Origin of the sequence: Paenibacillus sp. FSL M8-0334, assembly GCF_038000405.1 — a bacterium.
In the GTDB taxonomy this organism is placed as follows: domain Bacteria; phylum Bacillota; class Bacilli; order Paenibacillales; family Paenibacillaceae; genus Paenibacillus_AQ; species Paenibacillus_AQ campinasensis.
Genome location: NZ_JBBOCH010000001.1, coordinates 257,130 through 281,371 on the forward strand (window position 1 = coordinate 257,130; position 24,242 = coordinate 281,371).

The 24,242-nt window shown below is 53.9% G+C and carries 16 protein-coding genes and 1 tRNA gene; 4 read left to right on the forward strand and 13 right to left on the reverse strand.

Annotation, left to right across the window (positions count from 1 at the left end; all coding sequences use genetic code 11):
* Positions 1 to 40 precede the first annotated feature (40 nt).
* Positions 41 to 199: a hypothetical protein gene (locus tag MKX64_RS01170; protein ID WP_176475451.1), complete on the forward strand. Its 159-nt coding sequence runs from the start codon at positions 41 to 43 to the stop codon at positions 197 to 199.
* Positions 200 to 352: 153 nt separating this feature from the next.
* Here the strand turns inward: MKX64_RS01170 and MKX64_RS01175 are convergent, their stop codons facing one another.
* From MKX64_RS01175 to MKX64_RS01220, 10 genes are all read right to left on the reverse strand, one after another.
* Positions 353 to 3,085, reverse strand: a complete 2,733-nt coding sequence (locus tag MKX64_RS01175; protein WP_341035231.1) for an alpha-mannosidase — start codon at positions 3,083 to 3,085, stop codon at positions 353 to 355.
* Positions 3,086 to 3,100: 15 nt separating this feature from the next.
* Positions 3,101 to 6,229 carry an alpha-amylase family protein gene (locus MKX64_RS01180; protein ID WP_341035232.1) on the reverse strand — a complete coding sequence of 1,043 codons (3,129 nt, stop codon included), beginning with the start codon at positions 6,227 to 6,229 and terminating at the stop codon, positions 3,101 to 3,103.
* Positions 6,229 to 7,548: a glycoside hydrolase family 125 protein gene (locus MKX64_RS01185; protein ID WP_095263240.1), complete on the reverse strand. Its 1,320-nt coding sequence runs from the start codon at positions 7,546 to 7,548 to the stop codon at positions 6,229 to 6,231. The genes MKX64_RS01180 and MKX64_RS01185 overlap by 1 nt, the downstream gene beginning before the upstream one ends.
* Positions 7,549 to 7,576: 28 nt before the next feature.
* The gene (locus tag MKX64_RS01190) at positions 7,577 to 10,702 is read right to left on the reverse strand and encodes an alpha-mannosidase (protein WP_155617308.1); all 3,126 of its coding nucleotides are present in this window, start codon (positions 10,700 to 10,702) and stop codon (positions 7,577 to 7,579) included.
* A gap of 3 nt (positions 10,703 to 10,705) precedes the next feature.
* Complete coding sequence (locus MKX64_RS01195) at positions 10,706 to 13,003, reverse strand: glycoside hydrolase family 3 N-terminal domain-containing protein (RefSeq protein ID WP_155617307.1); 2,298 nt, start codon at positions 13,001 to 13,003, stop codon at positions 10,706 to 10,708.
* 27 nt (positions 13,004 to 13,030) lie between these two features.
* Complete coding sequence (locus MKX64_RS01200) at positions 13,031 to 13,927, reverse strand: carbohydrate ABC transporter permease (protein ID WP_155617451.1); 897 nt, start codon at positions 13,925 to 13,927, stop codon at positions 13,031 to 13,033.
* 53 nt (positions 13,928 to 13,980) lie between these two features.
* Entirely contained in the window at positions 13,981 to 14,910 is a 930-nt protein-coding gene (locus MKX64_RS01205; RefSeq protein WP_176475462.1) for an ABC transporter permease, read from the reverse strand.
* Positions 14,911 to 15,042: 132 nt separating this feature from the next.
* A complete protein-coding gene (locus MKX64_RS01210) occupies positions 15,043 to 16,521 on the reverse strand; it encodes an ABC transporter substrate-binding protein (protein ID WP_095263236.1) in 1,479 nt (492 codons plus the stop codon).
* Between the two features lie 126 nt (positions 16,522 to 16,647).
* Positions 16,648 to 18,159, reverse strand: coding sequence for a response regulator transcription factor (locus tag MKX64_RS01215; protein ID WP_341035234.1), 1,512 nt, complete (start codon positions 18,157 to 18,159; stop codon positions 16,648 to 16,650).
* The gene (locus MKX64_RS01220) at positions 18,152 to 19,975 is read right to left on the reverse strand and encodes a cache domain-containing sensor histidine kinase (protein ID WP_095397487.1); all 1,824 of its coding nucleotides are present in this window, start codon (positions 19,973 to 19,975) and stop codon (positions 18,152 to 18,154) included. The genes MKX64_RS01215 and MKX64_RS01220 overlap by 8 nt, the downstream gene beginning before the upstream one ends.
* A gap of 182 nt (positions 19,976 to 20,157) precedes the next feature.
* On the opposite strand from MKX64_RS01220, the gene MKX64_RS01225 reads away from it, so the two are divergent.
* On the forward strand, positions 20,158 to 20,496 hold the full coding sequence (locus MKX64_RS01225; protein ID WP_095263233.1) for a L,D-transpeptidase: 339 nt from the start codon (positions 20,158 to 20,160) through the stop codon (positions 20,494 to 20,496).
* Between the two features lie 90 nt (positions 20,497 to 20,586).
* Positions 20,587 to 21,663 carry an AI-2E family transporter gene (locus MKX64_RS01230; protein ID WP_095397486.1) on the forward strand — a complete coding sequence of 359 codons (1,077 nt, stop codon included), beginning with the start codon at positions 20,587 to 20,589 and terminating at the stop codon, positions 21,661 to 21,663.
* Positions 21,664 to 21,738: 75 nt separating this feature from the next.
* On the opposite strand, the gene MKX64_RS01235 is transcribed toward MKX64_RS01230, so the two are convergent.
* From MKX64_RS01235 to MKX64_RS01245, 3 genes are all read right to left on the reverse strand, one after another.
* Complete coding sequence (locus MKX64_RS01235) at positions 21,739 to 22,137, reverse strand: hypothetical protein (protein ID WP_095263231.1); 399 nt, start codon at positions 22,135 to 22,137, stop codon at positions 21,739 to 21,741.
* Between the two features lie 18 nt (positions 22,138 to 22,155).
* Positions 22,156 to 22,848 (reverse strand): uracil-DNA glycosylase, encoded by a 693-nt coding sequence (locus MKX64_RS01240; RefSeq protein WP_095263230.1) that lies wholly within the window; start codon positions 22,846 to 22,848, stop codon positions 22,156 to 22,158.
* A 143-nt stretch (positions 22,849 to 22,991) separates the two neighbouring features.
* Positions 22,992 to 23,077, reverse strand: a tRNA-Leu gene (locus MKX64_RS01245).
* 318 nt (positions 23,078 to 23,395) lie between these two features.
* On the opposite strand from MKX64_RS01245, the gene MKX64_RS01250 reads away from it, so the two are divergent.
* Positions 23,396 to 24,157, forward strand: coding sequence for a polysaccharide deacetylase family protein (locus MKX64_RS01250; RefSeq protein ID WP_095263229.1), 762 nt, complete (start codon positions 23,396 to 23,398; stop codon positions 24,155 to 24,157).
* Positions 24,158 to 24,242 lie beyond the last annotated feature (85 nt).

A 24,242-nucleotide genomic window follows, 5' to 3' on the forward strand; every position in this document is an offset into this window, starting at 1 on the left:
CCTTGTATGACTTGAATTTTACCACAAAGGAGCCGTCCACATGGAAATTCGCACGAATGAGTATACCATCGCAGCCCTGAACGAGGAGGACAGCACCTTGAAGGCGATTCAGGATGCCGAGGCCACCATCGCCCAAATTACCGGCCGGGACATCACACTTATCGCCTATGAGAAGAAACCGATAGACGCCGAGGAATAACACGCTCTTGCTCAAGCTTTCTGCTGCTTTCCGGTCATAAAAACAGCGAGCTGCCCAGGCCTGTTGGCCGAGACGGCTCGCTGTTTTAGTTCAATTCAATGTTATGTTTCAAGTTAACGCTCAGCGCTTGTTCATGTTCATGAGCGGCTTATTTTAGCGTGCAGCTCTCACACCGAGCGTTACGATCTCATAAGGCTTGACCGCAAGACTCAGGTTGCCTCCCTCGGCCAGCTCCAGACGCGCGCCTTTCGTTTCCAGAATGTCGCTCTTATAAGCTCCGGTGGCAGGCAGCGCAGTGCTCAGGTTGAGTTCGGCATCATTCCCCGCAAGATTGTACCAGCGCAGCATCAGGTCGCCTGTCTTCGCATTCACCTTCAGCGAGGAGAACGCCAGCGAACCGTCATTCCATTCAAACGGTGTGAACACAGGCGCAATCGTGCCCTCCTGCACGCCCGTCTGAACAGCTGTCCAAGGCACCTGGAACTGGTACGCCTCGGCATAGGCTCCATCCCCGATGCCGCTGCCCTGATGCGGGATCACTTCCATACGCACGGTGTATTCACCCAGACACTGGGCTTCCGGCGTCGGGAAGTACCCCCAATCGCCCAGCTCGCCCACAGCGCGAAGCAGCGTGACGGCAATCGTGTTGCGGCCGTCGCGCAGCACCTCGTATTCGTTCAAGCCGAGGTTGGCTACGGTCAGCCCCGCGCCTTCGGAAGCAACATCCACGAAGGCTTGCTGATGCGCCGTGTTGCTCGGATTTTCCCACTCCTTGGCCGGCACGTTGTTCCGCTTCGCCACCTCGAACATGGAGTCAACGAAATGGAAAGATGCGTCCAGATCCGTCGGGAACAATGCACGAACACGATGATCCTTCGCGCGATTATCCAGCGTTGTCTCAATCTCTACACCTTTACCGCTGCGGTTCAAGCTGAGCACGGTGCGGATGGTCATCGGCACCAGCTCTGCCGAGCGCTGCGACTTGCGGTACGGATAGTACACCAGCTCGCGCTGCTCCTCATCCAGCTTGGCCTCTGCAGAGGCCGGAATCGACCAGTTATGGACGATTTCAACGGAAGCCCGGTACGGCGTATCCTCCAGCACCCGGAACGTCGCCGCCAGCCCTTTCGTGGTCAACGGCTGCTCGCCATCCGGCTGCTTGTACATGTACTCGTTTCCGATATCCCCTGTATCCTCATAGATGCCGAGGTCGCGGTATACTTGTCCGCTCTTCTTATCCGTCAGCGTAAAGGATCCGTCTTCGGCAATATCCACTTTAAGCAGCTCATTCTCCAGCACCCGGACACCGCTGAATAGCGTGCCTGTCACCGCAGGCTTCCGGTCGCTCTTCACCCAGGCATAGGCGGACAGCCCCATCGCCGGAATATCGGTTGCTTCAAATGTCAACCGAACCCGTCTGCACATATAAGGCTGACGGAATTTATCATCCGGCAGATCATAGCCGAACTGCTGGCCGAGATCCTCGACGGTGCATGGAATGGCTTGTCCCTGTGCGTCCACAAGCACGCGGCCGGATAGATCAACATCCTTCATCCGGCGGCTTGTCTCCTTAATGGAGAAGCCATCCCGGAAATAGAGACGCTCTGCGTCCAGCTCAACGCTGACCGTACCGCTGCGGCTCCATCCGGTCGTGTTGAACACCACCAGCGGCAATGGGTCTTCCCCATACTGGGCAAATGCCGTTGTATTCACTGCGTCTGCAATGACACGTACGCTATCGTCCAGGATGTTCTCGGCCACATGGGCGCTCTTCTCGAAACGGGTGACCATCTCGCGGTGCACCTCATCCACGCTGCAGCCGCAGATGCTGTCATGCGGATGGTTCTGCATCAGCGTCTTCCATGCATACGTAAACAGATGATGCGGGTATTCCCGGCCAAGGAGGCTCGCGTAGGAGGCCAGCGGCTCGGCCACTTTCTCCAGCAGCGTCTGTCCGCGCTGGTTCATCTGTTTCAAATAAACGCGAGCCGAGGCGGTGTTAACCAGTGTGCCCCAGCCATCAGTGCGCTGGCTGCGCAGCTCGCCTTTGACGGATGACAGATCCTGCGGAAGCTTCTCGCGAACCGCCTTCAGATAATCATCAAAATTCGAATGAATGAATTCGGTATCCGGGTACAGCTCTTTAGCAGTGCGGATCGCTTCCGGCAGATCGGTCTGAATCGGCTGATGGTCACAGCCGTTCATGTACAGCAGCTCTTGGGTCGAGGCATACTTCTCGGCATCCGCCAGCTTGCGGTCCCAGAATTTCTTCGCCTCTTCCTTATCCACCGGCACTTCGTTGCCGTTGCTGTACCAGTTGGCAAACAGAATGCCCAGCACCTTGGAGCCATCCGGGCCCTCCCACATCAATTCGGAGAAGGAGGATTCATATCCGCCATCCGATACGGTGTTATTGAAGCCGGTCGGCTTCACGCCCCGGCCGAAGAAGGCGTTATCGATGCCGGATTGCACCATCAGCTGCGGGATTTGTCCGGTCAGGCCGAACGTATCCGGGAAATAGCCGATTTTGGCTACCGTTCCGTACTTCTCCGCATCCTGATGGCCAATCTGCATGTTTCTGACGTTCGCCTCACTGCTGGTCAGGAAAGCATCCTGCAGAATGTACCAAGGGCCGATAATGATGCGCCCGTCGCGGATCAGCTGCTCCAGCTGTTCCTTCTTCTCAGGCCTTACCTGCAAGTAGTCCTCAATGATAATTGTCTGCCCGTCGAGGAAAAAGCTTCGGTATTCCGGTTCCTTCTCCATCGTTGCCAGCAGGCTGTCCATCAGCTCGATCAACCGTACATGATGTTTTTCATACGGCAGGTACCATTCCCGGTCCCAATGCGTATGCGAAATGATATGCGCCTTTCTGGATTGATCCATCGTTATCCTCCTTAATTAGCCTTGTGCCGCCGCTACCGTTACTTCTTCTGGGCGGTAAACCGCAAGCAGCTCTCCGCTCTTGTTCACAGCGAACAGTACTGAACGATCTGCTTCCAGTATAAAGGAATATACCGCGTTCGACACGGGGTCCTTGATTTCAATCTCCGTATCCCAGCTTTGCTCCGAGCCGAATACAAACAGCGCGCCATCTTCAAACGAAATTTTCCGGCCATACACGCCGGACGCTTCGCCGCCTTTATGCCAGATCAGGCCCTGATCTGCTCCGGACTTCTTCATCGCATAGCGGTAAGCCGCCGCAACCGTATCGATCCGGTCGTTCAGCTCCAGCGGAAGCGGGCTCCACAGCAAGCGGCCGTTTCCGAGCGCAACTTCAATGATCGATGGCACCGCCATCCCGTTTCCAGCTTCAGCAGGGACTTCTTTGCACAGCTCGGCGATTTTGCGGTGTCCATAGGAGACCTGAACCGTCTCTTCACCGATACGAAGCGCTTCTTCACGTCTGACATTGTGCAGCTGTCTGTTGCCCAGCTCGCCTACAAGGCGGCTCACCGGACGCCAATAAGCATCCAGACTGAGAGGACCTGTCAGCAGCAGCGTCGCTCCCGTCTCCTTGACGATGTCGATCAGATCGGCAAACGCACTATCATCCACATTATGAGCGCTCGGCAGAATGATCAGCTTGGCCGGATCGCGGCGCAGCGAACTCAGATCGTACTCCCCTACGCCTCTAAACGGCACGTTCAGCTCATAAGCCAGCGCCCGTGTCGCCTTGGTTGTGGCCTCAAACGCCAGCTTCCGGTTAGAGAAATCATTCGAATATGGGAAAATAACCGCGGTCTCTTCCAGCTTGCGTCCTTGGAACAGATCACGGATGCTTTCCATGAACGATCCGAAATCATAGGACACGTCCGCTTCTGGCTTCTCTGTTCCGTCTGCGCGAACCGCCCCGATATGTGATTCATTGGCATTATCCATATAAAAATTCGTATTCCAGATCCAGTGGATCGCTCCTGCACCGCCGGTTGCAAACGCATAAGCGTACTTGCGCTCCAGCAAGTTGCGAAGCTCCGCTTCACTGCGCTTCGCCCGTCCGTCCGGCGTCTCCACGTACATGATGCCCGTCTCTTGGATCAGATTCGGCTTGTCCGGCGTCTTCGCGAAGATACCGTCCCAGATCAGATAATCGTTGAGCCACCAGGAATGCACCGTTGTATAATCCGCCGCCTCGGCGTAGAAGAACGGGGACGGCCGCTGCGCGCCCAAAGCCTCATCCTGTCCAACGGTAACCAGATGATCAGGACATACGTCTTTGATCGATTCATACAGCTCCTTCGCCCAGCGATTATGCATCTCCATCGAGAACAGCACATAATCGAGCCACTGCAGTCCTTTTTTGCCCTGATGCATATCCTGGACATCGAAGTTGATTTGCTCCGGCTCCGGCGGCACTGCCGCTTCGAAGGAAGGCAGCTGTTCCGCTGTCATATTCCACCGCTCCTGCAGCCGTTCAATGCGGCCATGGCGCTGCTTCAGCCACTCGGCATAGGCCGACCGCTCGAACCGGTCCCGCGAGGAACGAGGCCCATCCGAGAATATCCGCGGCGGGTCGAACATCGATGGTTCGTTGATCAGATCCCAGTCGACGTTTTTCGTGTTTTTATGGCGCATGATGATCGAGCGAATAAACCGCTTCTGCGCCTCCACGCTTCTCGGATCAAGATACGGGTTCTCGCCTTCCCACGTCTCGGGCGTAAAGGAGAAGAAGGTGAAGGTGACCTGCAGGTCATGCTTCTTCGCCGTCATCAAGAAGGCGTCAATGGAGCGCAGCACCTCTTCCGACGCATGGCCGTCCACCTGCATGATGTTGCGATAAGCGGTCCATATGCCTGTCCGAATCCAGTTGATGCCTGCTTGACGCATCTGGGCCATATCCCGATCCCACACATCCGTATTCGGGAGGAACAGAAACTTGCGCGCCACATCGGACGTCATATAGGTCATGCCCACGACGGGCAGCGGGCGCCCGTCCTTCATGAAATAATCCCGGCCGGCGCTGATCGGTGTGCCCTGCTCCAGCAGCTGCGCATCCGCTCCCCAGAAGCCTTGACGCAACCGGCGAACTTCACCGCCGGGGCCTTTCGCTTCGCACATGACGCGATACGCCCCTGGCCGCACCTCCACCGGCACAGCCATGCGCTGCACATGGAACTGACCTGTAACATCCACCGATAGATGATGCTCCCAGACTAGAGCCGAATCTTCGGCCAATTCAACCCGAATATGAAATGTCCATGTCTGTTTCTCATGCGCTGAAAGCGCCTTGCCCAGCCGCTGAGCCTGCAAGGTCAACACCGGGCGCTCGCCAGCTTCATAGGAAGCATAATTCGGCTTGATCCACAGCTCAGTCACGCCGAGCGCACAAAATTCCGCCCAGCGGCGAATCTCCTCTGCCCCTCCTCCTTCCCAGAAGGAAGAGGAGAGCGGCTGATTGACGAACAGCCAGCGGGCGCCGACATATGGGCCGCCGACATGCTCCCACAGCACCGCCGGCGCTGATACTTCGCGCCCCGAATCTGTCGTGCCGGTAAGCAGCGGATAGATGCGGGTGTCCATCGGACCCGCCGAACCCATCTGATGCGGGAGATCGCTGCTCTTGGTGACATGCGGCACAAGATTCCAGGTGTCGCTCACGTCCAGCAGGCCGCTGCTTGCGCTCATCAGCGGAATGTCTTCGCTGCTCTTCAGACCGCTGACGCGTCCGCTGTCAACAGGCAGCGCTTCATGGATGTGAAGCTGCTGATGGTACGCGGTCTGCTCGTGCTCGGCGATCCATTCGCCGTCCTCGAAGCGGACCGGACGTTTAAACGGCGCTCCGCCGATGCTGACAAGGCCGCCACCCTCGCGAAGGAAGCCGAGAATCTGAAGCCAAGCCGCCTTCGGAAAATACGGTGCATGCAGATTGACGAAGCTCGCGCCGCTGCCAGTTTCCTTCGCAAGCACGTCGGCAAGCTCCGCGGCGCTGCATACAACGTCAAACGCTGCCAATCCCTCTGCCGAACCCGGCAGGCCGGCAGCCGAAGCTGCCGGAAACGACGGATCATATAACGCAATGAGCCTGCTCATTACAGAATCCCTGCCTTCATCGCCTGATACACAAGCTGTGAGAAGAGACTGTTCGACCAAGCGAACCACTTTCTCGTAAACTCATGCGGATTGTCCGCATGGAAGCCTTCATGCATAAAGCCGGTATCCGCATCCGTGGCCTCCAGCATATCAATCATCTGCAGCTTCTCTTCCGGCGTCTCTGCGGTGATGCCCTGCATCGACAGCGCCATATGCCAAATGTAGTTCGGCGGCGTGTGCGGGCTGCCGATTCCTTTGGCCACTTTGCCCTCATAGTAGAACGGATTCTCTTTGCTCAGGGCAAAGCGTCTTGTATTCTGGTAAATCGGATCATCGGCCGATACATAACCAAGGTAAGGAATCGACATCAAGCCAGGCGTACCTGCATCGTCCATCAAGCAGTAGTTGCCATAGCCGTCAGTCTCATAAGCGTAGATCGGGCCGAACTCCGGATGGCGATAGATGCCGTACAGCTGGATGCCATGATCAACCTCTGCTTCCAGCTCCTTCAATTCAGCCAGCAGCTTCATGTCGCGGAAGATCCACTCAGCGAATTCCTGCATTTGGCGCAGCGCTACCACCGCGAACATATTGCCCGGAATGTTGTAATGGAAATCGCAAGCGTCATCGCTGGAGCGGAAGCCGGACCAGATCATACCCGTATAATTGACCGGCATGCCAAGGCCTTTGTTGCGCAGGGAATCGGTCGGAATGCCGTTGTTGCGCGTGAAGCGGTACGGCGATTTCTCGAAATGATGCTGCTCGGTTTTGAACAGCTCGACAATCGTCAGCAGCGCTTTTTTGAAATTGGCGTCAAATACGTCCGTCAGGCCGGTTTCCTTCCAATACAGATAGGCCAAACGCACCGAGAAGCAGAGGGAATCGATCTCGAATTTCCGTTCCCATACCCAAGGCGACATATCTGTCTCATCCGTTGTATTCCAGTGCCAGTCATTCGCCGACTCATTGAATGCATTCGCATAAGGGTCAATCAGGATGTACTGGAAGTGACGCTTGATCAAGCCGCTCAGGATGCGCTGAAGGGCAGGGTCATTCTTCGCGAACGGAATGTAATGAACGACTTGCTCCACGGAATCCCGCAGCCACATCGCCGGAATGTCACCGGTAATGACAAATGTCGTACCGTCATCCAAGAGCTTGGTTGTCGTCTCCAGCGTATTCGGAAATGTGTTCTTGAACAGCTTCAGCAGCTTCGGGCGATGCGCAAGCTTCTCGTCGGCCTCCTGCAGCACGTCCTGAATCGATTGCGGCAGCTCAAGCTTAGGCATCGGTATTTGGGGGAGTCTGAATTGTTCCATGATGTATAGGCTCCTTTGACTGTTAATATTATTGGATGTTGAATTTGATGGTCTTGATCTCGTACGGTTTGAAGGACAACACAAGCGCGCCTTCCTGGGCCTCGATGCGCTCCAGCGCTTCCTCCAGCGCATTGGACAGGCTCGCCGTATGATACGGAAGCGGCCATGTCAGCCTCACGTCTTCCCTGCCGCCGGCAGATTCATACAGCCGCAGGATGAAACCGGAACCGTCCTCGGCCGGCTTCACCGTATCCAGAATGACATGGCGGCTATCCAGCCCAATGAGCGACTGGCTGGATGGCAGGCTTCCCTGCTTCGGACTTGCCTTGACGCACGGCAGTTCCTGATTCAGCTCCGCTGCCCGGCGGAGTGTCTCGCTGCTGCGCCAATCGCCGATGTGCGGATACAGCGAGTAGGTGAAGTCATGCTCGCCCAGATCCGCCGTGATATCCGGCCACTTCGGCGCACGCAGCAGGGACAGGCGAATCGTGCTTCCCTGAATGTCGTAGCCGTATTTGCAGTCATTGAGCAGGCTGACGCCGTATCCGTGCTCCGACACATCCGCGAAGCGGTGGCCGCACACCTCGTATTGCGCCTGCTCCCAGCTTGTGTTGCGGTGCGTCGGCCGTTCGATGGTGCCGAACGGAATTTCATACGTTGCCTTATCTGCAACGACCTCAACCGGGAAAGCCACTTTAAGCAGCTTATGGGATTCGTTCCAGCTGACATGCGTTTTGAAATCGATTCGCCGGTCATGATGATAGAAGATCACGTCCTGTTCGATCTCCGAGCGATGAAGCTTCCAGCGGAAACGAAGCACATCCATCATTTCTCCACAGTGAACAAGCTTCTTCTCCATCAGCTTAGCTTCGCCGGCAGGCTGCTCCTCATAACGAGGATCGATGTCCCATGCATCCCACAGCGTCGGACGGTCATGGAAGAACTGGAAGCGGTTTGCCGCCTCGCCCGCCTGAATCACTTCCCGGCAAGCCTCTTTATCCCACAGGCTGATCATTTCACCGCGTTCATTGAAGCGCACCTTGTAGTAAGGCGTCTCCCATGTGTCCTCCAGCCCCATTGTATCCTTCTGCGCTTCCCCTGCATTTCCTGCCTCCGGTCGCAGCCAGATGGTGGCGTACCCCAACGCCGGAATGCCGGTCATATATACATACAGGCCGCTTCTTGCCTGATGCGCTTCCCCTTCTTCTCCAGCAAGCACATCATAGCGCAGACGCGTGCCATGCTCGTCATACGGGACAAGCCCGGCGTGCTCGGTACCCAATTCGATGAACACCATCCCGTCCCGGACCCAGCCGAGGCTGTTAAACACCACATACGGAATGCCGTCCCCGTCCGTGTTCACCTGATCGGTTAACACCTGGAGACCCTGCTGCAGGCTTGCGCGTCCTTTATGGAACACTTCCGCATACTCCTTCTCGGAGGTAACATACGATTCAGTAATGGCCGAGCCCGGAATGATGTCGTGGAACTGGTTGAGCAGGATCAGCTTCCAGCCCTCGTGCAGCTCATGGACCACGCGCTCTTTCGCCTCGTCAGCCATGGCCGGGAAGGCAAGCGCGTTCCACAGCTCGGCCTCGCGGTACAGAATTTCGGCTTTGCGATTATGCCGCTTGTTCCGCGCATGGGTGGTATACGTTCCGCGATGCAGCTCAAGATACAGATCGCCGTGCCACTTTGGCAGCTTCGGCGCCTTCTGCTCAATGCTGCCGAAGAATTCAGCGGCTGTGCTGTATTGGCTTGCTGGCTGGCCGACCATCAGCTCCGCCCGGTTCACATATTCCAGCATTTCACGCGTAACGCCGCCTCCGCCATCTCCATGCCCGTACAGCAGCATCTGCTCCGGATGCACAGCCTTCTGACGGTAGGATTGCCAATGATCGTGCACATCCTTCGGCAGCGTGTTCTCATTCACACCGTGGTTGCAGTAGGACAGCATCGGCGTGCCGTCGATCCCGACCCAGTGGAACAGATCATATGGGAAGGTGTTGGTATCATTCCAGCCAAGCTTTGTGGTCATGAAATAACGAATGCCGCCATGCTGCAAAATCTGAGGCAGCGACGCACAGTATCCGAACGTATCCGGCAGCCACTCGATGTACGAGGTCAGGCCGAATTCCTGCTGATAGAAGCGCTGCCCGTACAGCATCTGACGCATTAACGACTCGCCGCTCGGCATGTTCAGGTCCGGCTCGACCCACATGCCGCCCACCAGTTCCCAGCGTCCTTCCTTGATCCGTGCCTTCACCCGTTCGTACAGCTCCGGATCATGATCCTTCAGAAACTGGTACAGGAGCGGCTGGCTCTGCGCAAACTTATATTCCGGATACTCGCGCATAAGCGCATCCACGGTGGAGAACGTTCGGCTAGTCTTCCGCACCGTCTCCCGGACCGGCCACAGCCACGCGATATCGATATGGGACTGTCCGACCATATGCTCTACGCCTTCGCTGTTGCCGCCGATCTCTGCAACCTGCTGCTTCAATTGCTCCTCGATGGCCGCTACCGCCTGACCGTCTCTAATATCCTGCTCATCCAGATCCACATAAGCATCCATCGACCGATAGAGCGCTTCTTTAAGCCGGATGCGGCGCATATCCGCTTCCGGCAGCAGGAGCAGCGAATCTCGAATGATCGTGACTGTATACATCAGGCTTTGCACCTGCGGATTCGCTTGGACAAGCAGGCTGTTCACCTTCGTAATCGGCGGTTGAATGACCGCCTGCTGGTTGAGTGGATCCACTGGCTCCGGAATCGGATCGAACAGCTCAATCTCCAGCTCCATCTTCATGCCGACCTGCTGCGGATCCAGCGTCACATACGTATGATTGCGATCCAATCCGTGGTAGGAAGCGCCGTTAATGCGCAGCAGCCCCTCCCCTCCGGACTGGAAGATGAACCCGATGGAGGACCCTTCCCAGGTTTCCGGAATGCTCAGGCTGCGCCGGAAGAAATACGTCGTTCCCTGCTTGCTCGGAAAGCGTTCGAAATCCAGCCCTTCCGGATAAGGCTCCGTTCCTTCGTAAACACCGGGCACCATGTAAACGGTGCGGGTGATGTCCCACTCCTTGAGCTCGATCACCTCCAGCCACTGGTGCTCTGACAGCTCGCGAATCCACCTTCTCATCCGTTCCATCGCTTAATCCTCCTTCACCGTCAGATCCACACTGAGCGTCTCCTGGACATTGCCGCCAATCATAATGCGGAATAACCCGGGTTCCACTACCTGCTTGTAGTTCTGTCCGACATACTGGAGCTGCTCTGCTCCGATGTGAAATTCAACAATCTGCTTTTCGCCCGGCTGCAGCCGGATTTTGCGGAAGCCTTTCAGCTCCTTGGCCGGACGGGTATACCGGCTCTTCACGTCGCTGACGTAGAGCTGAACAACCTCGGCCCCTTCCCGGTCGCCACTGTTCTCCACCTGAACGGAAACCACCGCGGAACCGTTTACTCCGATCACTTCATCCGAAATACGAATATCACTGTAGGTGAATTGCGTATAGCTAAGCCCGTATCCAAACGGATAGCGCGGCTCTGAATTTTCTTCCAAGTACCGTTTGCCCCGGGATCTTTTGCCGTTATAATACACCGGCAGCTGCCCGACATGCTTCGGCACCGAAATCGTCAGCCTGCCGGACGGATTGACATCGCCGAACACAATGTCGGCAACGGCATGTCCGCCCTCTTGCCCCGGATACCACGCTTCCAGAATCGCATCTGCATGCTCATCAATCCACGGCTCCGCCACTGGACGGCCATTGATATAGACAACCACCAGCCGCTTGCCCAGCTTGTGAATTTCCTGAGCCAGCTCAAGCTGAACGCCGGAGAGCTGAAGTGTCATCCGGTCGATTCCTTCGCCGCAGTCCATGTCGCTGTATGCATCATCCGTCACCTTGGAGGCTCCGGTGCGAAGATCAATCGTCCCTTCCCCGAAATCGCGGGCGCTTGATCCGCCAAGCACGAGCACTACCGTGTCCGCCTGCTCGGCACAGCTCAGCGCATAATCGAAGCCTTCTCTGGAATCATCCTTGATCCGGCAGCCCGGCGCATACAGCACCCGGTCCGGCTCATGTCCCAGCTTGGCGCGAATGCCCTCGAGCACGGTCGTGACGCTGGATGGCGGCTGCGGTGAGGTATAATCACCGAGCTGGTTGTAGCCCTGATTGGCATTGGGTCCGATGACCGCGATGATGCCGTTATCCTTGGCAAGCGGCAGCGTTTGGTGCTCGTTCTTGAGCAGAACGATGCCTTCAGCAGCAAGCTGTCTGGCCAGCTCCTTATGCTCCTTGCTGCCAATCACACGCTCGGCCACCTGCGGATCGACATAAGGCTTCTCGAACAAGCCAAGCTTGAACTTCAGCGTCAGCACGCGGCGCACAGCCTGGTCAATGACCGACTCATCCAGTCGCCCGGACGCTGCAGCAGCCAGCAAATGCTTGCCGAACATGACGCCCGACATCTCCATATCAATGCCGGCCTCGATTGCCTGAACGGCAGCATCCATGCCGTCTTCAGCCGTATCATGACCGGAAGCCACCATATCAATCGCTCCGCAATCGGTGATGACCATCCCTTCGAAGCCCCACTCCTGACGCACGATGTCCTCCAGCAGCTCGCTGTTGACGGTACATGGAACACCGTCGATCTCGTTGTAGGCAGGCATAATGGAGGCTGCCCCGGCTTCAACCGCCTTCTTGAACGGATACATATCCACCTCCAGCAGCTCGCGCATTCCCATATGAACAGGACCTGCGTTTCTGCCGCCCTCAGAGCTTCCATACCCGACAAAATGCTTCAGTGTCGCAGCTACGCTATGCTCGCTGTCGAGCCGCTCTCCCTGCAGCCCTTCCACAGACGCAACGGCAAACTCGCCGATCAGATAAGGATCCTCGCCGAAGCATTCCTCCGTGCGTCCCCATCTCGGGTCGCGCACGACATCCAGCACGGGCGAGTAGGTCACGGCGCCGCCCTGGCTGCGCGTTTCCAGCGCGACCGCCCGGCACATCTCGCGGTACAGATCGACGTTCCAAGTGCTGCCGATGGACAGCGGCACAGGGAAGACCGTCGCTCCGATCGCCATGTGCCCGTGGGAGCATTCCTCTCCGATCAAGATCGGAATGCCCAGTCTCGACTCCTCGATGGCGAAGCGCTGAATCTCGTTTACGGCCACTGCGCCTTCACGCGGAGAAAGACCGGTTTCAAGCGTTACACCGGTCCATGGGTCAGCGCGCAGGGTCCCGTACAGGGAACCTACGCCGCTATCTTTTACTTGTTGCTGAAACTGCTCGGTCAAGACGACTTTGCCGTCCTTCACCTCGTAAGTCTCCCAGCCGAACGGCTGAATGAGTTGTCCGATCTTTTCTTTCAGTGTCATCAGGCCCAAGAGATTCTCGACCCGCTCATCAATCGGTTTGCTAGCATCTTTGTATGTCATGTTATCCCCTCCGGGTAGCTTAAGCCATTATTCTTTTACCGCACCGATGGTCAGACCTTGGATGAAATAGCGCTGGAAGAACGGATAAGCGAGAATGATCGGCCCCGTTGCCAGCACAACCATCGCCATGCGTGACGTGTCTTGCGGCAAGCTTTGCAGAGCTTGCATGCTCAGCGAAGAATTATGGGAATTCTGCAGAATGAACTGCATGCTCGTCTCAATCCGCATCAGCATCGATTGCAGCGGAACGAGGTTCGGATCATCGATATACAGCAAGGCGTTAAACCAATCGTTCCAGTAGCCCAAAGTGCTGAAGAGACCGATCGTTGCCAGACCCGGCAGCGACAATGGCAGCACCAGCTTGTAGAAAATCTTAAACTCACTCGCACCGTCAATTTTGCCGGACTCGATAATCGCATCCGGTACGCTTGTGCTATAGAACGTGCGCAGGATCATAATATAGAACGCATTAAGCGCCAGCGGCAAAATCAAGGCCCAAATCGAATCTTTCAGACCCAGCAGCTGCGTGGCCACGATGTAGGTCGGCACGAGACCGCCGTTGAACAACATCGTGAAGAAGGCGAAAAACGAGAAGAAATTCCGGTAGCGGAACGATTTTCTCGAAATCGCGTAAGCGTACAGCGAAATAATGAACAAGCTAAGCAATGTGCCGACAACCGTAACGAAGATCGTCACGCCGTAAGAGCGAAGCAGCGCATCGCCTGTCTGGAATACGTAGCGGTAGGCCTCAAGGCTCCATTGTTCCGGCCAGATTTGATAGCCGTTTCGAGCCAGCGTCGTTTCGTCCGTGAAAGAAATGATCGTCACAAATAGGAACGGAAACACGCACAGAAATGCAAATATACCGGCAATCAGGTTGAACACAATGTTCCACCCGAATGAAAGCTGATGGAAATCCTTCATCTTGCTTTTCGATTTGAACACATCACATACCTCCTTCTTGGTAGACCGACCGATTAGAACAGCGCATTATCCCGGTCATATTTACGAACGATATAGTTGGAGAAGATGACCAGAATGAAGCCGACGACCGATTGGTACAGACCAGCGGCGGTACTCATGCCAATCTCGCCAGTTGTCTTCAGACCGCGGTACACGTAGGTATCGATAACGTTCGTGACGGAATACAGCGTTCCCGAATCTCTCGGAACTTGATAGAAGAGACCAAAGTCCGCATAGAAGATTTTACCGATCGCAAGAAGCGTAAGGATCGTCATCAATGGTTTCAGCATCGGAAGCGTGATGGCTTTGATCTGCTGCCATTTATTCGCCCCGTCGATCATCGCCGCCTCGTACAACGATCTGTCAATCCCCATTATGGCGGCCAGATATACGACGCTGTTGTAGCCGATCACCTTCCATAAGCTGATCAATGTCAGAATAACCGGCCAATACTTGGCTTCCGAATACCATTGAATCGGCTCTGCCCCAAACCATCCGAGAATCTGGTTCAGCATCCCTTTGTCCATGCTCAGGAAGCTAAACACAAAATAGCCGACAATAACCCATGACAGGAAGTACGGCAAGAACATTCCGGTTTGATATACTTTCGCCAGTTTTTTGTTGGCAATCTCGGAAAGCACGATGGCAAGCGCCACGGCAAATATCAGGCCGAGAATGATGAACGTAAAGTTATAGAGCACCGTATTTCGCGTAATGATATAAGCGTCATTGGTGCTGAACAGAAACTTGAAGTTGTCAAAACCTACCCATTTGCTGTTTACGATGCTCGCCCAGAAGCCGTCGCGGCTGAAACGGTATTCCTTAAATGCGATGATCGTCCCGAACATGGGCAAATATGAGAATAAGAGGAACCATATCGTCCCCGGCAGAACCATGAACAGCATGGCTTTGTTGGTCATAATATTTTTAAAAAACTGTCCGATCGCTCTCACGCTTACCCCTCCTCGTGAAGTACATCCATGAACAAAAGAAGGGCGGTCCATTTCAGCCGCCCTGTCCTTGTCCATACCCAATCGGTGAGCCTCCCCGAAGGAGGCTGACCTCAGGCATTGCTATTACTTGATTTCTTTCCAAGCGTCAATTTGGCTCTGTGCTTCTGCGATGATTTTGTCAAGACCTGCTGCATTCAGCTTCTCGATCGCTCTTGGCAGGAATTCTTCCGGATCAACCGTACCTGTCATAAGCGGGGACCAGAATTCTTCTTTTACGTTGTTGACAGCAGCAAGCTCCGTCGAAACATTGCTAGGGTCGAAGTTGAAACCAAGGAGCGGAGCCGGAACGCCGGACTCATTGAACTTCTTGAACTCTTCCCACTTGTTCTCCGGATCTTCCGGATTCAGATAAGTCAGCATGACGTTGCCCAGTGCGAACGTAGGCATATCATAGTTTTTAGCTTCTGGCAGGTTCTCCGCCACGTTCTCGCTCAGCTTCTTGTAGTGAACATCCTCGATACCGGAATCAACCAGGTTCCGAAGATATACGTCGGTGTTGAGCAGATTCAGGAATTCCATCGCCTTCTCAGGATACTTGGAGTTTGCTGAGATCGCTTGCATCGAACCCATTACCGACCAGTTGAAGATCGTTGCATCGCCTGCAGGCGTCGATACGACAGGGTAGCCGTAGCTTTGAGTCCACAGGTTATCCGCGAATGGCTGGGTTGCCGCACGGTCCACGAACCAGTTGCCGGAAGTCATCAAATCTTGGGTCGAAGTCGTTGTAGCGGCTTCAGGAGAGATGTAGCCGGCTTTGTAATACTTGTTCATCAGTTTCAGTGTTTCCAATGTTTCTGGCATTTCCAGGAAGTTGACAACCTTCAGCTCTTCGTTGTCATCCAGGTACACGGCCATCGGCATTTTCTCGATGATGTAGTCAAATGGAAGCAAAGGAGTGAAGTCTTTGCCGATGGCAAAAGGAACGACGTTCGGTTCGTTCTCCTTGATCGTCTTGAGCAGCGGCTCGAGACTCTCCATGGATCTTACGTTGGAGATATCCAGGTTATATTTGTCCAGCAGGTTTTTGTTAAAGCGCCACACCTCTTGCGCAGGAAGCTCTTTATTTGCCGGAATCGCATAGTTATGTCCGTCTACTTTGGAGCCTTCCAGGAACGCTGGATCGATCACCTCTTTAATGCCTTGTCCATGAGATTCGATCAGCTCGTCCAGCTGCATGAATGCGCCTTTACGTGCGTTTTGCACATAGTCGAATGCCCAGGAGCTGGTGAACAGAATGTCCATTGGCTCACCGGAAGCAGCCATCACTTGCATCTTCTGGTTGTAGTCACCGAAATCGATCATCTTCATGTCGACGGTAACACCGATTTTCTCAGCGGTGTATTTATTGATTTCCTCTACGACCTTACCAAGGTCCTTCTGAGGAGCTCCGATCGTGTACCAGATCAGCTCAACCGGTTTCTCGGCTGTTCCCCCGCCGGTCCCCGCGCTCTCGCTTTTGCTTCCTCCGCAAGCGGACAGCAGCATGGATGCAGACAATAGCAGTGTCAGCGGCAGGAGCCATTTCTTTTTCAATTTACTCATGTTTATCCTCCCTTTTGATTCCAGTTGTCTCTACACCTATAAGGTTATAGGATGAAAGCATTTTCACATAGGCGAAAAATTAAAGGTATTATGGTGAAAATAAAGAAAAAACTCTGATTCTACAAATCAGAGCATTCCTCTAAAATCTCTTGGTGATAAGCCAACAAATTTTTTGAACTGTTTGTAAAAGTAACCGGTTTCCCAATAGCCTACACTTTTGGCGATGTCCTGAACCTTCATTGGCGTATGGCGCAGCAGGTCCTTGGCCCTGTCAATACGGTACCGGTTAATATACTCCGTAAAGCTCTCGCCCGTCTCTTTATGGAACAGATGCCCGAGGTACACCGGGTGTATATGATAGTCCGCGCCAAGCGCCTTCAGCGACAAGTCCTCATGAAAGTGCTGCTGGATATGATGCAGGATCTGCTGGATGACCGGGCTTTTCACATCATGGTTCAGAGAATCGACCAGACCGCCAACGCCGTCCTTCACCGCGGTAATGAGGGCGTCGATGGAGACGGATTCCATAATGTCCGACACTGTATTTTTCAGAAAATCAGGCGCTGCCGTATACTGGATGTCATTCAATTCCAGCTTTAGCCGGATGACCATCTCTACCGCAATGCTCTTCAGAATCGTCGGTGTCATGCCGGGCATATGACGCAATCGATCAAAGTCACTGTCAATGAGCTGAAACAACACCTCCTTGTCCCGTGCGGCAATTCCTTTCGCATATTCGGGCCAGTCGATGCTATAGGAGAGCGAAGCTTCTCCCTTCTTCGCCTGTACATCCACATAGTCCACATAGGAAGGCTGCTCCAGCACCAGATAGTACTCCTGGGCTTCCTTCGCATGAAGATAGCTGTCGGTATAACGCCCGCCAAGGCTCTCCACGCTTCCGAGCGAAATGGACAGCTCATCCTCGAAGCACTGCCCCCGCACTTGCTGAAGCAGACGAATCGCCCGGGCCTTGTCGGTGTCAGGGTCCTTCATCATAAAAATAACGACATGGTCCCCGTCATGATCCCGGAAATAGAGCACGCCGGACTCTTGCTCGGCCAGCTGATACAGGCTGCTTTCAATCGGGGCAAACTCGGCCCTGACGATGGCCACCATCACATAGGGCTGGTTCAGGTCGAGTCCGAGCAGAGCCGCCCGTTCCTCCAGTTCCTTCGGTCCGATCCGGTCCGTGATCCAGCGGTACAAAATATTACTGCGCAAAATATGAATATCGTATTCATCCAGCCGCATCTCCTGGCGGGACTTATTCATCTTGTCCGTTGTGCTGACCAGCGTTTCCTCCAGCTCCCTCAAATTGATCGGCTTGAGCAGATAATTCTCAATGCCAAGTCGAAGCCCTTCCTTCAGGTATGCAAAATCGTCAAATCCACTGAGCACGATCACCTTCAGCTCGGCGTTCAGCTTGCGCGCTTCCTCGATCAGTTCAAGCCCGGTCATGACAGGCATGGAGATATCGGTCACCAGAATGTCCACCGGCACGACGGACATTCTCTCCAGTGCCTGCCGCCCGTTCTCCGCATGGCCAACAATCTCCATGCCGTATTTAGCCCAGTCCACCACATCGTACAGACCCTCGATGATAAACGGCTCGTCGTCTACAATAAAAACCTTATACATCGCGCTCCTCCCCCTCCTTCATGATCGGCAATTTGACGGTTACCACCGTCCCCGCATCCGGCTCGCTCTGGATGTCCATGCCGTAAGCGCTGCCGTAAGTCAGCTTCAGACGCTCATGAACGCTCCGAATCCCGAACGATTCCCCGCTCGTCTCGGCCAGCTGCAGCCGGTTGTTAATCTCCTCCAGCTCCTCGGGTTCGATGCCCCGGCCGTTATCTACAATCTCAATATGCACGGCCTCCCCCTTCTGAACGGCCGTAATCGTCAGCCAATTATCGTCCCGCTCGCTCCGCAAACCATGAACGATATAGTTCTCGATGAGCGGCTGCAGCGTCATTTTGATCATCTGTACAGACTTGATGCTCTCGTCACAGTGCATCTTGTATATGAATTTATCCTTATAGCGGATCCGGAACAGCTCCAGATACAGGCGACACGCTTCCAACTCATCCTTGAGCGTGTAGCAGGATTTGTGCTGAACGATATTTCTGAACAGCATGGACAGGCTGTAGATCATATCGCCCACGTCCTGCGCTCCCTGTGACAGCGCCCGCATTCGGATGACCTCCAGCGTATTGTACAGAAAATGCGGATTGATTCGTGCCTGCAAAGCAGCCAGCTCGGCATTCTTCTGGTTGATCTCCGCTTTATAGACCTTATCGATATACCGCGTCAATTCGTCCAGCATCTCGTTGAAGCTGCTCGCGATCTGGCCCAGCTGGTCATCCTTGGAATCCTGCATCCGGGCAACAAACTCCCCTTTTTCCACCTTACGCATAAACCGGATAATGTTATCCGTCCGGCGTGAGTAATTGACAATGACAAGCGAGGGAATCGACACCGCTACCACAATGCACACTGCGGCAACGATGATAATCGTATTTTTAAGACCTTGCAGGGATTCCGAAATTTCTCGTTTGGGCGTAATCCCGACTACCGTATAACCCGCCTGACTGTGGGCGGATGTTGTGACATAAGATTCCTCGCCCAGATCCACCGTTCCTTTGGATTGGACGAGCCGGTCTGCGTACATATATTTTTCGCCATAATATCTGCCGGAAGAATCAAACAGCACCCGTCCATCCCCCGACATCACCATCACAAATCCCTTCATCGGCTCCTCTTGTCCTTGCAGGACGGAGTTGATGGCATCCGTGCGATAGAACACAAGCAGTTGCCCCAGATTTTTGTAGGTGCTCATATCGTTGATTGGCACGCGAATCGAATATAACGGCATTTCGGGCTCTCCGGTCAATTTGCGAATCCACAGATTCGGAAGCGTCACGCTCTGACTCTCCATGGCCATCACATCCGGGATGTACGAGTGGGTGGCATTGGCTGGATATAACCTGGTCATGCTGCCTTGCTTGTAGACATACATATACTGCTGCTCGGCACTGTACAGCATAATATTCTCGATATCCGGATCATCATCGATTCTCTGCTTGAAATAAGCCAGCACGCTGTCTGTGTTGGCCTGTACGTTGTCCGCAATCCGGCTCATGCGTTTGGCCATATATTCATTGAATGTATTCATCAAGAAGTACGATGTGTCAATGCCGAGCGAGGAGTTCCGGTACAGCTCGTTGACATAGGACTGCACATTCTCATATTTACTGTTGACGCTGCGTTCGACCCGCTCCACCGCCCCGCGCTGGATGTCGAGCTCGCTGCTGACCGCAGACTGAAACAGAAAATAGTACATCACAATCGATAACGTCACGATGGTCAGCACCGCGATCAGCGAGATCGTCAGCAGCATCTTGGTAAACATGTTGCTCTTTATATATTTTCGATAAAAGCGTGCAGGAGACATTCCCAATCCCCCTTCCTGCTTCAAGCCTAAATTTGCCTGTCCCTTAAATATACCATCGGTCGCCCGCTGTCCTCCGATGAAATTTCTACCAACTGGTGAAGTTGTAATTTGCCTATTTTAGCTGTATCTGGGTTCCCAGGCGCATCCGGCATCATAGGTTAATACCGGAAGGAGTGAAACTTATGCCACAATACCGCATCATCGTAGATCTGTCCGATTTCCGGCTGTACCTCTTGGATGGTGATCGGGTCGTGCGCGAGTTCCCGGTTGCGATCGGGAAAATGGCGACGGAAACCCCGCCGGGCACATATCTGATTGTCAACAAACAACCGAATCCCGGTGGCCCTTTTGGAGCCTACTGGCTCGGGCTGTCCAAGCCGCATTATGGCATACACGGCACGAATGATCCATCCTCTATCGGGAAAGCCGTATCCCATGGCTGTATACGTATGCATAACGAAGATGTTGTGCAGCTGGCAGCCCTCGTTCCGGTACAAACCCAAGTCACCATCCGGCCTTGATGCTATCGCCCCGATTTCATCCTCCTCCAAACGGGTTAAATACAAATGTTACAACTATTAAGCCATCACCCATCTGGAGGAGGATTTCCCATGCTGGAAAGCAAATATTTCAGAACATGTTTCGGGATTATGGCTTTGCTCCTGATCCTTTATCTTGGTTCGAAGGTCAGCTTTCTGTTCCGGCCTTTCGTCTCCATGGTTAAAATGCTCATTTTCCCTACGGCGATCGCCGGTTTCTTCTATTATTTACTGCGTCCTATCGTTGATTATTTGGAACGCCAGAAGATCAAGCGCGCGCTCGCGGTGCTGATGATCTATTTTGTTTTCGGGGGAATCTGTGCCATCTTCATCACGGTCGTATGGCCGACGCTCCGGGAGCAGATCGATCTTTTCATCGAGCATGCGCCTTTTCTCGTGCAGGATGTACAGCATCAAATCTCGCAGCTGCAGCAAAACCCTGCCTGGTCCCGGTTTATCCCGACCGAATCGGAGCTGGCCACCACGATCACCGATTCCATCAACCGTATGATGACCTGGATCAGCAATTCGATCACCCATCTGATCAGCCTGGTGTCGAGTGTAATGATTATTATTGCCACGGTGCCGATCTTCTTGTATTACATGCTGAAGGAAGGCAACAAGCTTCCAGCCAGACTGCTTGCTGTCATCCCCAAAAGATACCGGAATGATGGACAAGAGGTGCTGGACGATATCGATCACGCACTCAGCAATTTTATTATCGGCAAAGTAATCCTGAATTTGATTCTGAGCGTGTTAATGTATATCGGATTTTTAATCATAGGCCTGCCGTATTCGCTTTTGCTGGTTGTCGTCTCCTTTTTTCTCAATTTCATTCCTTATGTAGGCGCATTTCTCGCCTCCATTCCCGTCGTCATTGTAGGCTTTATCGAGTCGCCTACGATTGCTCTCTGGTCTGTGGTTGTGATCGTCATTGCCCAGCAAATTCAGGACAATATTCTGACACCGGTCATCTATGGCCGCCAGCTGGAGATTCATCCCTTAACGACAATTGTGCTTATCCTGGTCGGGGGCGATTTCTTCGGCCTCCTGGGTGTGCTGTTAGCTATTCCGATCTATATTATGATCAAAATCGTCGTCGTCCGATTGTACGAGCTGTTCCTCGCACGCCGAATCGAACGGCTCTAAGCAAGCAAACAAAAAAGGTGTCTGACTGCCGATGGCCGCATGCGAACTATGCGACAGGCTTGGACACCTTCTTAATTATTTCGTTTGTCCTCTTAATGAACGCACAACGAATATATGTTCATCCTTAAGCAGGCGCCGCCCGTCGGATAACGTCACCGTCTGCTCATCATGCGCCGTCAGTATGGCATGCCCGGCTACCAAACGATTCCCTTTCCATATCATAACGGATGAGCCGAAATAGATGGCATTGTCAAATTGAATGTTATGGCTGATGATGTAACCGATCGAATGCAAGGCTGCAGACGAGTCGGCCTGCCGGATTCGATGGATGGAGCGAAACGGTATGGCGAGATCGCCCGGAGCGAGGATGACCTTTTCCTGAACGGTATCCCAGCCCTTGAGCACGCCTTCAACGGTAGTCATCGCATGATCTGTACGCTGAATGACAACATGACGGCCAATCCAATGCTTCATATGGGTCACCTCTATGTTTTATTCGTCTCCTTGCTCAGGCGAAAGCGGAAGCTCCCACCGAACAGGCTCCAGTCCTCTCTCGGTCAGAAAAGCATTCGCCTTCGAGAACGGGCGGCTGCCAAAAAAGCCTTTATGGGCAGCAAATGGACTCGGATGAGGCGACTTCAGCACACAATGTCTGCTCCCGTCGATAAACGCCCCTTTTTTCTGGGCATAACTGCCCCACAATATGAAAACGACCGGCTGCTCCCGCTCGTTAAGCTTCGAAATAATGGCGTCGGTGAAGGTCTCCCAGCCCAGATCCTTATGAGAGTTAGGCTGTCCCTCCCGCACGGTCAATACGGCGTTAAGCAGCAGCACTCCTTGTCTTGCCCAGTGCTTGAGCGATCCATGCTTGGGAATTTCGGCACCAACATCCTCGGCCAGCTCCTGATGAATGTTTCGCAGCGATGGCGGAATTGCGACCCCGGGCCGAACAGAGAAGCTCAGTCCCTGCGCCTGACCCTTGCCATGATAGGGGTCCTGCCCCAGAATGACCACTTTCGTCGAAGCATACGATGTCTCCTTCAGCGCTGTAAATATATCCTCCTTCGGCGGATATACCGTGTACCTTAAATATTCCTCCGCAATCCGGTACCGAAGCTCGTTGAAATACGGCTTGTCCATTTCTTCTTTTAATACATCGTCCCAATCATTATGAAATCTCTTCAAGGCCCCTCTCCCCCTGCTATGTAATAATGGTAGATCAACCGTAACACTTCTTAATCCATAGAGGATGATGGATTACCACAGAATAACAAATAGGCTGACCCACAAGGGGGCCAGCCTACTTTATGACCAGACGCAAGTTATAATGCCGAGGACCGGGATCGAACCGGTACGGTAGTCACCTACCGCAGGATTTTAAGTCCTGTGCGTCTGCCAATTCCGCCACCCCGGCAAATATCGCTGCATCCACGCGATGATCGCTTCAAAACGCCACTACGCTTTTCTCTTTACAGCGCATAGGATTCGTATTGACTGTCTGAATGATATGCAGACTGCAGATACGCCCTTTTCGTTCTGGCGACAAAGCTGATAATACCACGTTTAGCCAGCCGCTGTCAATATATGAATTCTACCATTTTTCACATCAGCTGCGCCTTGGCGATCTACGGGGAGCTCTGGAATAATTCGTACGGAATTGCCAAAAGATAAGAAAGCATGGCTGCCAGTCAGCCTCAGCCAATCGAACTTTTGAAAAGGAACCAATAACGCCATGAACAAATTTGCGATCAGTTTGCTGTTAGCCCTATCGGCATCGATAACCTGCTACGGATCCACGGCTGCCGAGCCGATGTCCTCCGCGACCAAAGGCAGGGATTATTACGAGGAACGCGGCGAAATCGTGTGGGAAGTGCCGACGCAAAAGCAAGTTATCGCCCTCACGTTTGACGACGGGCCAGACCCGAAAAATACGGGGCTAATTCTCGATCTGCTGAAACAGTATGAAGCCAAGGCCACTTTTTTTGTGGTCGGAAGCCGTGTCGAGAAGCATCCCGAACTCGTCGCCAGGGCGATCGGCGAAGGGCATGAAATCGGCAACCATTCCTTTACCCACCCCTCATTCCATCATATCGCTGCAGCGAAGTTAAAGAATGAGCTGAGCCGCACCCAGGATGCGATCTATAACGCCTCAGGTTTCACATCCGTCCTCTTTCGTCCGCCCGGGGGAAGCTATAACGAAGGGATCGTCCATACGAGCCAGGATATCGGCATGCTGACGGTGCTATGGTCCTGGCATCAGGACACGCTCGATTGGCGGAAGCCCGGCGCTCAAGCCATCGTGCGCAAAGTGCTGAATAACGCCCGCAACGGAGACATCGTGCTCATGCATGATTATGTCCCGAACAGCAGCCAGACGGTCGAGGCGCTCAAGACGATCCTTCCCGAGCTGAAGCAGCGCGGCTTCTCGTTCGTCACCGTAACCGAACTGTTGTCCTATCAGGATAAATCCCATAAGTCCATGGTCGACCACTAAGTTCCTCGTCCAGAGAAGCCGTAATGACCGCTGCCATCCCGGCAGCGGTTTATTTACCATGGGGTCCGATCTTGTGGTCAAACCC

What these genes read in the sequence shown, in the direction of transcription:
- MKX64_RS01195 (WP_155617307.1), bottom strand. Translation starts at nt 13,003, where the DNA reads ATGACATACAAAGATGCTAGCAAACCGATTGATGAGCGGGTCGAGAAT.
- MKX64_RS01225 (WP_095263233.1), top strand. Translation starts at nt 20,158, where the DNA reads ATGCCACAATACCGCATCATCGTAGATCTGTCCGATTTCCGGCTGTAC.
- MKX64_RS01235 (WP_095263231.1), bottom strand. Translation starts at nt 22,137, where the DNA reads ATGAAGCATTGGATTGGCCGTCATGTTGTCATTCAGCGTACAGATCAT.
- MKX64_RS01200 (WP_155617451.1), bottom strand. Translation starts at nt 13,927, where the DNA reads ATGAAGGATTTCCATCAGCTTTCATTCGGGTGGAACATTGTGTTCAAC.
- MKX64_RS01215 (WP_341035234.1), bottom strand. Translation starts at nt 18,159, where the DNA reads ATGTATAAGGTTTTTATTGTAGACGACGAGCCGTTTATCATCGAGGGT.
- MKX64_RS01175 (WP_341035231.1), bottom strand. Translation starts at nt 3,085, where the DNA reads ATGGATCAATCCAGAAAGGCGCATATCATTTCGCATACGCATTGGGAC.
- MKX64_RS01230 (WP_095397486.1), top strand. Translation starts at nt 20,587, where the DNA reads ATGCTGGAAAGCAAATATTTCAGAACATGTTTCGGGATTATGGCTTTG.
- MKX64_RS01190 (WP_155617308.1), bottom strand. Translation starts at nt 10,702, where the DNA reads ATGGAACGGATGAGAAGGTGGATTCGCGAGCTGTCAGAGCACCAGTGG.
- MKX64_RS01170 (WP_176475451.1), top strand. Translation starts at nt 41, where the DNA reads ATGGAAATTCGCACGAATGAGTATACCATCGCAGCCCTGAACGAGGAG.
- MKX64_RS01180 (WP_341035232.1), bottom strand. Translation starts at nt 6,229, where the DNA reads ATGAGCAGGCTCATTGCGTTATATGATCCGTCGTTTCCGGCAGCTTCG.
- MKX64_RS01250 (WP_095263229.1), top strand. Translation starts at nt 23,396, where the DNA reads ATGAACAAATTTGCGATCAGTTTGCTGTTAGCCCTATCGGCATCGATA.
- MKX64_RS01185 (WP_095263240.1), bottom strand. Translation starts at nt 7,548, where the DNA reads ATGGAACAATTCAGACTCCCCCAAATACCGATGCCTAAGCTTGAGCTG.
- MKX64_RS01220 (WP_095397487.1), bottom strand. Translation starts at nt 19,975, where the DNA reads ATGTCTCCTGCACGCTTTTATCGAAAATATATAAAGAGCAACATGTTT.
- MKX64_RS01210 (WP_095263236.1), bottom strand. Translation starts at nt 16,521, where the DNA reads ATGAGTAAATTGAAAAAGAAATGGCTCCTGCCGCTGACACTGCTATTG.